We start from the raw sequence: 12,444 nt of genomic DNA on the forward strand, positions 1-12,444 counted from the left end.
GCCTCCCACAGCAGGGTGAGGCGGTGCCGCGCCGCGACGGCGATCTGCCCGACGCCGCCCAACGCCCCGGTGAGCCCGGACGCGAGGCCGGTGAGGGCCGCGCCCCCCGCGCAGGGCGCGGAGGGGCGCGACTGTGTGCCCCCACCGCCGAGCGCGTCCCCGAGCACCTGCTCCTCGGCTTGGCGGCCGCCACCCACGCGCCGGTTGACCGCCCCCTCCCGGCCTGATCCCCCGCCGCCGACCGAGCCCACCGCCCGCGCGGCGACCTCGTCCGCCGCCCCGCCCGGCAAGCGGCCCTCCATCGACCGGCCCTCCCTGTCATGCGGGGAAGGCGCGGCCGTCGACGGCGGCTCGGGGCGCGGCCTCATCGAGGACGCCTCCCGGCCGGACGGTGCCTCGGGGAGCAGTGCCCCGGGGTCTGCCGCCACGGGGTCTGGCACCACGGGGTCTGGCACCCCGTGAGGCAGCGCCCCCAGAGGCGGGATCGCCGGAACCGGACGGGCGGGGTGGCTCGTCGTCAGGGCGCGGAGCGGGAGGGCGGGCTCACCGAGGGCGCCGCGTCCGCGGGTCGGCCCGCGTCCCGCGGACCCGCGGCGGGGCGCGGTACGCAGCGCCCGGTCGTAGTGGGCGCGTTCGCGGAGCGTGTACTGCTCCAGCAGGCGGTGTTCGACCGCCGTCGAGGCCTCGCGGGCGAGCGCGGCCATGAGCGGGTGCGCGTCCCGGCGCCAGCTCGTCAGATCGACGACGCCGCGGATCGCGCCCGTCAGCGGGTCGCGGATCGGTGCGCCCGCGCAGGCGAAGGCACGGTGGGCCTCGGAGAAGTGCTCGCTCCCGAGGACGACGCCGGGGTGGCCCTCGACCAGCGCCGTGCCGATGCCGTTCGTCCCCGCGTCGTGCTCCGCCCAGCCGAACCCCGGCGCGAGCTGCACCGCGTCCAGGTGCCGGTCGAGGGCGGCCTCGCCCGCCCGGCGGTCCATCACCCGGGCCTGGGCGTCGGTCAGCAGCACGCTGACCCGCGTTCCGAGCAACTGCTCGTGCAGCCGCTCCAGGACGGGGAGCGAGGCCAGCAGCAGACGCTCCTCCCCGTCGAGATCCGAATCGTAGGGGAGCTGCGTGCGCTCCGCCGACAACCCGGTGGCACGGCACCGCTCCCAGGACGCCAGCACCCCGGCCCGGACGACGCCCCGCACCTCGTCGCCGCCCAGGAACCGCTCGCGCGCCCGCGCCGACCCCCGATCACCCCGCCAGGCGCCCACCCACGGTGTCCGCGGCGCCTCCGCCGCGGCCGGACCGTCCGTGCGGGCCCACGCGCCGGCCGAACTCCCCATGACGGCAACCTCCCCGCCCGGTCCCGCCCGGGCCGGGCCCCTCCTGCCCTGCTGGTGAGCCGTGCCCGACTCCGTTGCCGACGCTAGTCCCATAGCCCCGGAGTGGAAGGTTTTCCTCGGCCGACCACCCGAAGGAGTGAGAACCGATCGATTGGTCGCGCCGGACCGTTCGGAGGCGAATACTGGCAACCGTCTCGTCGGGCCTCGCTGCGGGGGCTCTTGTCGGCGGCGGCTGGGGCGAGGTAAATGGGAGACGTGAGGACGGACACGGGAGCCCAGCCGGCCGCAGCGGAACCCGGTGGATCGGGCGGGCTGCCCGACGGGTCGCAATTGCGTCGGCTCCGACAGGAGTTGGAGCGGGCTTGGGTGCGCTGGGGCGAGGCCACCGCCGCGGGTGGCGCTGCGGGCGACGGCGGCCTGAGTGCCCGTACCAGTGCCCCAACCGGTGCCGCGCACGGTTCCGGGGCGGGCGACGCGGTCGGGGAATCCTCGGCTGACGGCGCCCGGGGCGTCGGGGCGCGTGGGGGCGGTGGCAGGCGAGGGCGGTCCGGCCCGTGGCGCCCGAAGACGGGCGGCGGGGCGCTGCGCTCGGAAGTCGTCGAGTCGTGGGCGCGCAGCGGCGCGAGCGTGGACCGGGCCTGCGTCGAGGCTCCGGTCACCGATGCGGACGCGGCCCGCTCCCGCTGGGCCGACTCCCAACTGCGTCGCCCGGTGGGCGCGGTGGCGGAGGAGCTGCGCCGCATCACAGAGGACGCGGGTTTCGTCGCGGCCGTCACGGACGAGACCGGCACGATTCTGTGGACCTGCGGCGGGCGGCACATGCGTCGTGCGGCCGAGCGGATCAACTTCGCCCCGGGCGGGCGATGGGACGAGCAGGCGATGGGGACGAACGCCCTCTCGCTGGCCCTGCTGCGCGGGCAGGCGGCGACGGTGTTCTCGGCCGAGCACTACGTCTCGGCACTGCACGGCTGGGTCTGCTACTGCGCGCCGATCCGCCACCCCGACGGGCGGGTGCTCGGCGTGCTGGACCTGTCGACCACCTGGGACCGGTCGCACCCGCTCGCGCTCTCCACGGTGCGCCTGCTCGCGGCCGGCATGGAGGAGCGGCTCCGGGAGCAGGCGGCGTCCGCCGCGTCCCCGGGGGACACCGAGTTGTGTCTCACCGTGCTCGGCGAGAGCCCGCGCCTGGAGCGCCGGGGGAGTGAGATCCCGCTGCGGCCCCGACAGTTGGAGATCCTGGCGCTTCTGGCGCTGGAACCTGAGGGGTTCACCCCGGAGCGCCTCCACGACGCGCTCTACGGCGAGCGCCCGGTCTCGGCCTCCACCTTCAAGGCTGAGGTCTCCCATCTGCGCAGCGCGCTGGGCGGCGGCATCGCCACCCGCCGCTATGCCCTGAATCGTCCGTTGGCCTGCGACGCGGCCCTGGTCGCCACGGCCGTCGAACGCGGGGACACGCGGACGGCGCTCGCCGCCTACGCGGGGCCGCTGCTCGCCCGCTCGGAGGCGCCGGGCGTCGTCGAGTGGCGTGAACACCTCCATGTCGCCCTGCGCGAGGCCGTGCTGGCGTCCGTCGACCCCTCCCTGGCGCTCGCTTTCGGTCACCACGCCCGCTACGACATCGCCCTTCACCGCCACGCCCTCTCCCTCCTCGCCCCCGACGACGCACGCCGCGGCCTCGCGGCGGCGCGCCTGCGCGGGGCCCTGGCGTGAGCGGCGGCGGAGGCCGGCCGCGGGCGCGCGTCGTCAGGAGCGAGCGGGTGAGCCCTTCTTGATCACCTGCCGGTAGTGTGCGCTGTCATGGTGGACGACTGGCGGGACGACAGGATCGGCAGCGCGCTGAAGGGCGCGAACCCGACGGTGCTCCGACGGCTCGACGCCGGCTTCGCGGTGATCGGTGACGTGCAGTTCCTCCCGGGCTATTCGGTCCTGCTGGTGGACGAGCCCGAGGTGGAGCGTCTCTCCGACCTGTCGCGGAGCAGGCGGTCGGCCTTCCTGGCCGACATGGACCGGCTGGGGGAGGCCGTGGAACGAGCCTGCCGACGTCTGGACCCGGCGTTTCGGCGCGTCAACCTGGAGATCCTCGGCAATACCGACGCCTTCCTGCACGCCCACGTGTGGCCGCGCTACGAGTGGGAGCATCAGGATCTCGTGCGCCGCCCGGTGTGGCTCTATCCCGCCGAGAACTGGCGCGATCCGGCGTGCGCGCTCGGACCGGAGCACGAGGTCCTCCGTGCGGCGATCGGCCAGGAGCTCGACGCATTGTCCTAGTCGCCCTCCTCGGCTGCCCCCGGCTGTTTCCCGGCTGCCTCGTCGGCCTTCTACCCGGCGGCCTTCAGGGCCTCCGCCCATTCGCTCGTGGAGACGACCTCCCCACGCCGGGCCAGGACCTTGTTGAGCAGGGTGTGGTGGAGCTCGGGGCTGGGGTCGGCGCAGGCGTCGGAGAGGACCGTGAGCCGGTAGTCGAGGTCGGCCGCCTGCAGGGCGGTGGACAGGACGATGCCTCCGGTGGCGATACCGGCCAGGACGAGATGGTCGATGTCCTGCGCGGCGAGGATCTGGCGGAGGTTGTTGCCCGCGAAGGCGCTGACCCGGTTCTTGTGGAGGACTATCTCGTCGCCGCGCGGCGCGACGTCCGGGTGGATGGCGGCGCCGGGGTCCTCGGCCGTGTACAGGTGGTGCGGCAGCGAGCCGAAGGTCTTGTTGCGCGGGTGGGCGTCGATGTGCCCCGATCGCAGGTGCAGGATCACGTGGATGACGGGGATCCCGGCGGCACGGGCCGTCTCCAGGGCCCGGACTGCGTTCGGTAGGTAGTCGTCGGGGACCCGGTCGAGGTGGTTGAGCTGCAGGTCCATGGAGAGCAGAGCGGTGCCGGGCACGGTCGGGCCTTTCGGATCGAGCGGAACGGAGTCGGGGGAGCGGTTGAGCGAGCGCGAGCTGAGCACGGGCATGAGCAGAGATGAGCGAGAGCTGAGCGGAAGTCAGGTCTGGGCGGGCTCCTTGGACCGGTCCGTCGACAGGCGGCGCAGGCTGCGGTCGAGGACGGTGCTCAGCAGGAAGAGGGCTCCGGCGCCCAGCATGATCCAGGCGAGGTGGTGCATGCCCGCGGTGCCGGCGTGCTGCCCGAAGGACGCGGCGGTGGCCGAGGAGGCGACCATCGAACCGAGGTAGGCAAAGGTGCGCAGCAGGCCCGCGGACGACCCGGTGCGCTGGGGATCGGCCTGGAAGTAGACGGAGTTCTGCAGGGCCAGACTGTTCGCGCCCTGTGGCACGCCGAAGATCACCGCCACGAGCACCAGCATCCAGACCGGGCTGGCCGTGCCGAGAGTCAGCATCAGCGCGCAGGCCGCGATCTGGCCGACGCCGCCGAGTAGCAGCTTGCCGAGCACGCCGGAGTTCCGCCCGACGGTGAGCGAGACCCCGATCCCGACGAGGAACATCGGTATCTGCACGAGGCCGGCGTGGAAGGGCGAGAGCCCGTAGCCCTCCTCCGTCCACTGGGTGAAGCCGTAGAGGAAGGCGTAGGAGACGACGTAGGCGACCAGCGCTCTGCCGTAGGTCGCGAGCAGGGGCGGGTTGCCGCGCAGCACGCGCAGGTCGATGAACGGGGTCGTCGCGCGCAGTTCCCGGCGGGTGAACGCGGCGCCGGCGGCGAGTGTGATCACCGGCAGGTACCAGGTGTCGGCCCGCAGGTTCATCAGGAACAGCAGCAGGGAGACCAGCATCGCAGCGAACAGGGCCATGCCCGGCAGGTCGATCAGCGCCGCGAGGCGACCGCGCGGCGCGCCGTCGGTACGCGGCTGTCTGGGCAGCCGTAGCGCGCCCAGGGTGACGGCGACCGCGGCCAGGGGGATGTTGAGCGCGCAGGTGGAGCGCCATCCGCCCAGGCCGATCATGAGGCCGCCGAGCAGCGGGCCGATCACGGCGATGGTCTGGTTGGCCACTGCCAGGGCGGTCAGCACTCCCGCCGGGCTGTCCTTGCCGGTGCGCTGGGCCTCGCTGCGCAGCAGGGCCATGGCGGCGGGGTAGCCCGCACAGGTGCCGAAGCCGAGCAGCACGCGCGCGGCGACGAGGACCCCGAGGCCGGGCGCGAGGGTGCCGAGGACGCCGGCGACGCCGACGAGGCTGGTGCTGAAGAGGAACAGGCGGCGCGGGCCGAAGATGTCGATCAGCCGTCCGACGACGGGCTGCCCGAGGGCGGTGGCCAGATACAGGGCCGAGACCAGCCAGGCCGTCTGCGAGGGCGGCGCGCCGAACGCCGCGCCGATGGGGATGAGGGCGACGGCGATGATGGTCGAGTTGATCGGGTTGAGGACCGAGCCGAGCATCATCGGGGGGATGAGCCGCCGGTCGAATCCGTCCTTCCTGGTGTCCCCGCGCGGGGCGGTGGTCCGGTCATTCATGGACGAGTCGCTCCAGTACCGACATGGCCGCGATCACGGTCTGCCGTTCGTCTTCGGTGCACTTGCTCTGCAGTTGGGCGGCGAGCCACTCGCCCCGCGCCTGGCGGCTCTCCTCGGCCTGTCGGCGTCCCTCGACGGTGAGGGCGATCACCCGACGTCGGCCGTCGGCCGGGTCCGGGCGCCGTTCGACGAGTCCCGCGTCGGCCAGGGAGGAGACCGTGGCTGCCATGGACTGGTGCCGCATGCCCTCGGCTGCGGCGAGGTCGCTGGTCGTCTGACCCTCACCGCCCGTGAGGCGGGCCAGCACCGAGGCCTGGGCGTAGCTGAGGTCCCCGTCGCCTCCGGCGGCGCGGATGCGTCGGCGCAGGCGCCCGATGACCGAGCGCACCTCCTGCGCGGCCCGCACCGCCGAGGGGGACAACGCGTGTGCTTCGCTCATGGGTCCGCCTTGGGAGTATCGGCTCAGATTATGCAGTCTATCTGTACAGTTTACCTGAAGGATGAAGCGACGGGAGGCCACCGTCACCTCTCGGTGAGGGTGGCCTCCAGGCCGGAAACGCGGTTCGGACGGCCGGACGCTCAGGTGGGCGTCGCTCGGCTGTGGGTCGCCGCCTCGCGGGTCGGTGCCTGCGCGTCGGAGCGGTCCAAGGCCCGGAGCGCGAGCAGGCCGCCGACGCCCTGGATGACAGTGCACACCGCCGCGCGGGTGCTGCGGCGCGGATCGCGCCAGGTGGCGAGGACGCCGAAGCCGACGTTTCCGTGAGCAGACGGGCACGACACCGCTCCAGTGGCTGCTGCGCGCACGGGTCCGGCACGCCCAGTACCTGCTGGAGAACAGCGACCACCCCGTCGAACGCATCGCCGTCCAGGCCGGGTTCGGATCCGCGACCGCCTTCCGCGAACGGTTCGAGCGCGTCGCCGGCACCACCCCGCATGCCTACCGGGCCTCCTTCCGCAGCCACAGCCCGATAGACCCGACCAGCGCGATGTGTTCGGGGGTGGAAAGGCGGGCGATCAGGGCGAAAAGGCCGGTGATCGAGACAGAGAAGAGGCCCTGCCACCGGGGGATGGCAGGGCCTCAGTCCGGTCGGGTCAGGCGGTGTGCAGGGCCTCACCGAGGTAGGAGACGGCCTGGGCGATGGCCGCCTCGGCGGCGTGGGTGCCGCGCAGGGCGTTGAGCATCACGAAGTCGTGGATGATCCCCTGGTAGCGCACGGCGGTGACCGGGACGCCGGCCTGGCGGAGCTTGGCCGCGTAGGCCTCGCCCTCGTCACGCAGCACGTCGGCCTCGCCGGTGATGACCAGCGCTGGCGGCAGGTCCGTGAGCTGCTCGGTCGTGGCGCGCAGCGGCGAGGCGGTGATCTCGGCGCGCTGGGCCGGGTCGGTGGTGTACTGGTCCCAGAACCACTGCATGGCGTCGCGGCGCAGGAAGTAGCCCTCGGCGAACTGGTGGTAGGAGCCGGTGTCGAAGCTCGCGTCGGTGACGGGGTAGAAGAGCACCTGCGCGGCGAGCGGGACGCCGCCGCGCTCCTTGGCCATGAGGGTGAGTGCGGCGCTCATGTTGCCGCCGACGCTGTCGCCCGCAACCGCGATGCGGGACGCGTCCAGGCCCTTGGTCGCGCCGTCGGTGACGACCCAGCGGGCGACGGTGAAGTTCTGCTCGATGGCGACCGGGTACCGGGCCTCGGGGGAGAGGTCGTACTCGGGGAAGACGACGGCGGCGTTCGCGCCGACGGCGAGCTCGCGCACGAGCCGGTCGTGGGTGTGGGCGTTGCCGAACACCCAGCCGGCGCCGTGGATGTAGACGATGACGGGCAGGACCCCGGTGGCACCGGCCGGCTTGACGATGCGCGCCCTGACGCTGCCGGTGGGGCCGCCGGTGACGGTGATCCACTCCTCGTCGACGGCCGGCTTGTCGATCTCGCCGGACTGGACCTCGTCGACCGCCTTGCGGCCTTCGGCGGGGCCCAGGTCGAACAGGAAGGGCGGCTTCGCGGTCGCTGCGGCGAAATCGGCCGCGGCCTGCTCGAGGATGGGGGTGGAGACGTGCTCGGTCATGGCGGACTCCTTGGAGGGGGAGCCGGAGGGCTCCGTCTGCCGCAAAACCTAGTACACGTTTACCTCGTGCGCAAGGTAAGTGCTGGCAATGTAAACATCAGCGAGGCAAACATGGACGAGGCAAATGTGGGCGAGTCAAACGTTGGCGAGGCAAACGTGGGCGTTGTCATCGTCCCGTTGGTAACCTGGTGGGGCCTGCCCGATCGGAGAAGCCTGATGACCGCCGCCGACCACTCCCGCGCCCAGTCGGGCGGCTTCTCGCCGCTGCTCGACGACCAGCTCTGCTTCGCCCTGTACGCGGCCTCACGCGCGGTGACGCAGCGGTACCGGCCGCTGCTGGAGGAGCTCGGGCTGACCTACCCGCAGTACCTGGTCCTGCTCGTGCTGTGGGAGCACGACAGCGTCCCGGTCAAGGAGATCGGCGCGGCGCTGCAGCTCGACTACGGCACTCTGACCCCGCTGATCAAGCGGCTCGAGACCAGCGGCCTCGTCCGGCGTGAGCGCTCCCCGCAGGACGAGCGCACCGTCCAGGTCAGCCTCACCCAGCAGGGGGAGGAGCTGCGGGTGCGCGCCCGGACGGTGCCCCAGGCCATCGGCGAGGCGATGGCTCTGCCCCCGCAGGACTTCGACGACGTCCGGCGGATCCTGCGGCAGCTGACGGAGAACGTCTCCCGCTAGGGGCCTGATCACCGAAGCCGGGCCCGTCATCAGCGCGGGAGCGGGAAGGGACGCCGCCGTGTTCGCCGTGTTCGCCGCGCTCGCCGTGCTCGCCGCGGGCGAAGCGCGGTGCGCGTCACAGCGGGATGATGCGTCGCCGGGTGCGGTCCGCGGCCAGGTGGGCGGCTGACGCGCGGGCCGCCGCGACCAGGTGGCGTGAACCCCAGGCCTGCGCGGTCCGTTCGGCCAGCGCGTAGTTCTCCGCCGCCGCGCCCTCCTCGCCCAGGAGCCGTTGCAGGTCGGCCAGCGCGTGGGCCAGCGGGCGGGTCGCGTAGGCCGCACCGGCCGCTCCGGCGAGCTGCTCCCGGATCGGCAGCAGGTGCTCCACCAGCGTGGCGGCGCTGCTCGTGTCCTGCTGCAGGACGGCGAGCTGGGATCGGAAGTCGAGCTCCACGCCGTACAGATGGTCGGTCACCGGCTCGGCCGGGTAGTGCACCGCCCGTGCTTCCTCGAGTCGGCCCCGGCGTGCCAGGACCAGCGCCAGGGCGACGCCGGTCGGCTCGCCGGACGCCTCGTAGACCGCGCGCACCATGGGCTCCAGCTCGTTCAGCCGACCCTGGGCGAACTGGATCACGATCAACCCCAGCGTGCGCAGGCCGGGCGCATGGCGGGCGCCCACCCGTTGCAGCAGCTCGCCCGCCTCGGCGTAGGCGGCCTCGGCTGCCTCGAAGCGGCCCGCGACGGTCTCCAGCATGGCCCTGGTCGTGCAGTTGACGCCCTGCGCCCACACCATGCGGTAGCGGCGGGCGAGTTCCAGCCCCTCGTCGGTGTGCCGTCGCAGCGCGGCCGGGTCGTTGCGGGACGCGGCCGTCATGGCCGCGCTGTGCTCGCACACCCACCGGTAGGCGGGCAGGTCGTGCGTCTGCGCCAACTCGCGCAGCTCGCTCAGGAACGGCGTGCGCAGTGCCGCCTGCGTCTCGTGCGGCAACAGCTTGGCCGAGGTCATCAACGCTGCTGCCAGCAGCCGGGGTTCGCCGCAGGAGCGGGCCAGGTCGAGCTGCTCGCGGGCGGCGACGAGCGCTCTGGGCGCGTCAACGGCCGCCGCCTCGTCGGTGAGCACCTGCAGCACGCGCGCCCGCGTCGAGACGTCGAGGCCGGGACGGGAGGCCAGTCGTTCGAGACGGACCAGGGACGCCCGGTCGGTGAAGCCCTCCAGGCGGCTGCGCCACGGCGAAGGCTCGGTCCAGGCCGCGTAGACGACCGCCACCAGGTCGTCGCGGTCGGCCCGTTCGGCCAGATCGACCGCGTGCTGCCGGGTGCGGCGGGCGGCGTCCGTCGAACCGGCGCGGATCTGCGCGCCCAGGAGCCGCACCAGCAGGCCGATCACGGAGTCCGGGCGAGCGGCCAGGTCGCCCGACGTGGCCGTGTGCACCTCGATCGCCTGCTGGATCAACCCCACCGCGATGTCGTGGGCGTAGCGGCGCTCGGCCAACTCCGCCGCCCGCAGCGCGTAGTCGACCGCCAGGGGAGCGTTCGCCGGGGTGCCCGAGTGGGCGAAGTGGTGCGCGAGCGCCGCCAGGTCGTCGGGGCGGTGGCGGCGCAGTGCCTGGGCGAGGCGGGCGTGCAGGCGGGCCCGGCGCACCCCGGCCAGGTCCGTGTAGACGGTGTCGCGGACCAGGGCGTGGACGAAGCGGACCCGCCCGGGCGCGGGCTCGGTGAGCAGGTCGGCCGCGACCGCGTCCTCCAGCGCGTCGAGCACCTCCTCCTCGGACTCCTCGGCCGCGTCGACCAGGACGGCGGTGGCGGCCTCCAGGCCCGCGGCGGCGGTGAGCCCGAGCACGGTCCTGGTTCCGGCCGACAGCAGGGCCAGCCGTCGGCGCAGCACGTCGCGCACGCCCTGGGGGACGTCGCTGACGGCGACCAGGGCGCCCTCGCTCGCCAGCAGGCGTGCGCTCTCCAGCACGTAGAAGGGGTTGCCGCCGGTACGTTCCGCGAGCGCCGCGAGGGTGGCCCCGTCCAACGGCCTGCCGCAGACCGCGTTGACGACGGTGGCGACGTCCTGCGGCGGCAGGCCGCCGAGGACGATCCGGTGCGGGGAGCGGGCGGCGAGCACGGCGAGCGTCTTGCCCAACTGCTCGCCGGTCTCGGTGGGCCGGTAGCTCGCGACGGTGAACACCGGCGCGTCCGAGACGGCGGCGGCGGCCTCCAGCAGCGCCAGCGTCTCGCTGTCGGCGCGGTGCAGGTCCTCCAGGACGACGGCCAGGGGCGCGTCGGCGGCGGCCTCGCGCAACCACGAGGTGAAGGCCCGGTGCATCCGGAAGCGGCCGGCGGTCGCGTCGTCACGGGCTGCGGCGGGGCCGCGCTCCGCCTCGCGCAGCAGCACGGCGAGTTCTTGCGGGTGCCGCGGCGGGACGTCGCGGGCCAGCGTGCCGAGCGCCTCCACCCAGGGCCAGGCCGGCGGCGCGCCGTCGGCCTCGGAGCAGTGCCCGACCACCACCCGCCAGCCGGCCGCGCGCAGTCGTCCGGCCAGCCGGTCCAGCAGCGCCGACTTGCCCGCGCCGGCCTCGCCGGTGACCAGCGCGACGCCGCCCGCGTCCCGTCGGGCGAGCGCCGCGTCCTCCAGCGCGCGAATCTCGCGGTCGCGGCCGACGAAGAGGCCGCCCGGCCGGTGCGCGGGCGCGACGGGCGGCGGCGTGCGCGTCATGGCGGCTCCGGCGTCGGCTCGCGCGGGAGCGGCCTCGTCCGACGGGCCGGGCTGGTGGTCACGGCCGACCGGGAGGCCACTCGGGAGGCCATTCGGGAGGCCACGTGGAAGGCCACGCACCGTGATGAGCGCGGGCGTGGCGGCGCCGTCGGCGTCGCGTCGCTCGGGCGCGAACTCCCCCGACGGGCCGGGCTGGTGGTCGCGGTCGGCCAGCAGGCCGTCGTGGGCGCCGAGCGCGGAAGCGCCGGGCATCGGCGCCGATGCCGGTACAACTGCCGCTCGCGGTAGGGGGATCGCCGCGCGGAGCACGTCCAGCCGCTGGCCGAGCACGGCCTGTTCGAGGTCCACGAGGGCCGGGCCCGGATCACAGCCGAGCTCCTCGCGCAGGACGGCCGAGGCACGGCGCAGCGACGCCAGGGCGTCGCCCTGCCGCCCGCAGGCCCACTGGGCCAGCGCGAGCAGGCGCCAGCCCTCCTCGCGCAAGGGGCTCTCCGTCACCAGCGCCTCAGCGGCCAGCGCGGCCTGGGGCGCGCGGCCCAGGCGCAGGTCCGCCGCGGTGGCGAGTTCGCGCGCCTCGGCCCGCAAGCCGTTCAGGCGCGCCACCTCAGGCGCCGCCCATTCCTCGTCGGCGTTCTCCGCGTACGCCGGGCCCTCCCACCAACCGAGGGCCTCCGTCAGCAGACGGCCGGCCCGCTCGGGCGGCGCGCAGCGGGCCAGTCCCACCCAGGTCTCGAACCGCCAGGCGTCGACGGCGTCCTCGGGCAACCGCAGGGCGTACCCGGGCGGCGCGCTGACCAGCAGGGACGCGGGCGCCCGAGGCGGCCGCTCCGGTTCGAGCGAGCGGCGCAGGTTCGAGACGTACGTCTGCAGCGACACGTCGGCCTTGGGCGGCGGTTGACCGCGCCACAGCCGGTCCGAAATCCGCTCGCGCGGGACCATGCTGCCCCGGGCCGCGACGAGCAGCGACAGCAGCGCCCGCTGCCGCGGCGCGCCGAGGTCGACCGGTGTTCCTTCCCGGTCGGCGCTCAGAGACCCCAGGATTCGAATGCGCAGCACGCCGTGCAAATCTACCCGAACTGTCGAGCGATCAGATCGGACCGACGACCGCTCCCGCCGCGGGGCGGGCGCCCCCGGAGAAGCCTCCGGGGCCGACACCTCCCGGAGCAGCCCGGGGCCGACACCTCCCGGAGCTGCCCGGGTCGACGCACCCCGAAGCGGCTCCGCCATGTCGGCGCCAAGTGGACGGCAAGCAGATGCCAAGGACGTGCACCGAGGATCGGGGTCGGCATACGAGATC

The 12,444-nt window shown here is 74.1% G+C and carries 10 protein-coding genes and 1 pseudogene; 4 read left to right on the forward strand and 7 right to left on the reverse strand.

Going from position 1 to position 12,444, the window contains the following annotated elements; translation table 11 throughout:
* A partial coding sequence (locus TR48_RS25700; protein WP_152628184.1) for a sigma-54-dependent transcriptional regulator family protein occupies window positions 1–1,328 on the reverse strand: 1,328 nt, incomplete at its 3' end.
* 627 nt (window positions 1,329–1,955) lie between these two features.
* Between TR48_RS25700 and TR48_RS25705 the strand changes: the two genes are divergently transcribed.
* Entirely contained in the window at window positions 1,956–3,038 is a 1,083-nt protein-coding gene (locus TR48_RS25705) for a GAF domain-containing protein (RefSeq protein WP_201777158.1), read from the forward strand.
* 87 nt (window positions 3,039–3,125) lie between these two features.
* On the forward strand, window positions 3,126–3,596 hold the full coding sequence (locus tag TR48_RS25710) for an HIT family protein (protein ID WP_042371487.1): 471 nt from the start codon (window positions 3,126–3,128) through the stop codon (window positions 3,594–3,596).
* A gap of 50 nt (window positions 3,597–3,646) precedes the next feature.
* On the opposite strand, the gene TR48_RS25715 is transcribed toward TR48_RS25710, so the two are convergent.
* From TR48_RS25715 to TR48_RS25730, 4 genes are all read right to left on the reverse strand, one after another.
* Window positions 3,647–4,204: a cysteine hydrolase family protein gene (locus TR48_RS25715; RefSeq protein WP_236652337.1), complete on the reverse strand. Its 558-nt coding sequence runs from the start codon at window positions 4,202–4,204 to the stop codon at window positions 3,647–3,649.
* A gap of 102 nt (window positions 4,205–4,306) precedes the next feature.
* Window positions 4,307–5,728: an MFS transporter gene (locus TR48_RS25720; protein WP_042371489.1), complete on the reverse strand. Its 1,422-nt coding sequence runs from the start codon at window positions 5,726–5,728 to the stop codon at window positions 4,307–4,309.
* Entirely contained in the window at window positions 5,721–6,167 is a 447-nt protein-coding gene (locus TR48_RS25725) for a MarR family winged helix-turn-helix transcriptional regulator (RefSeq protein ID WP_042371491.1), read from the reverse strand. Before TR48_RS25725 ends, TR48_RS25720 begins: the two co-directional genes overlap by 8 nt.
* Window positions 6,168–6,307: 140 nt before the next feature.
* Window positions 6,308–6,508: a hypothetical protein gene (locus TR48_RS25730; RefSeq protein ID WP_042371493.1), complete on the reverse strand. Its 201-nt coding sequence runs from the start codon at window positions 6,506–6,508 to the stop codon at window positions 6,308–6,310.
* Here TR48_RS25730 and TR48_RS42305 point away from each other — a divergent pair.
* Window positions 6,475–6,687, forward strand: a pseudogene (locus tag TR48_RS42305) (helix-turn-helix domain-containing protein); the annotation flags it as partial. The gene TR48_RS25730 and the pseudogene TR48_RS42305 sit on opposite strands and share 34 nt — an antisense overlap.
* A 133-nt stretch (window positions 6,688–6,820) precedes the next feature.
* Here TR48_RS42305 and TR48_RS25735 read toward each other — a convergent pair.
* A complete protein-coding gene (locus TR48_RS25735; RefSeq protein ID WP_042371495.1) occupies window positions 6,821–7,786 on the reverse strand; it encodes an alpha/beta hydrolase in 966 nt (321 codons plus the stop codon).
* 216 nt (window positions 7,787–8,002) lie between these two features.
* Here TR48_RS25735 and TR48_RS25740 point away from each other — a divergent pair, with 216 nt between their 5' ends.
* The gene (locus tag TR48_RS25740) at window positions 8,003–8,464 is read left to right on the forward strand and encodes a MarR family winged helix-turn-helix transcriptional regulator (protein WP_042371497.1); all 462 of its coding nucleotides are present in this window, start codon (window positions 8,003–8,005) and stop codon (window positions 8,462–8,464) included.
* A 115-nt stretch (window positions 8,465–8,579) separates the two neighbouring features.
* Here the strand turns inward: TR48_RS25740 and TR48_RS25745 are convergent, their stop codons facing one another.
* Window positions 8,580–12,203: an ATP-binding protein gene (locus TR48_RS25745; RefSeq protein ID WP_236652328.1), complete on the reverse strand. Its 3,624-nt coding sequence runs from the start codon at window positions 12,201–12,203 to the stop codon at window positions 8,580–8,582.
* Window positions 12,204–12,444: the final 241 nt, after the last annotated feature.

Source organism: Streptacidiphilus neutrinimicus (assembly GCF_000787815.1).
Lineage (GTDB): Bacteria > Actinomycetota > Actinomycetes > Streptomycetales > Streptomycetaceae > Streptacidiphilus > Streptacidiphilus neutrinimicus.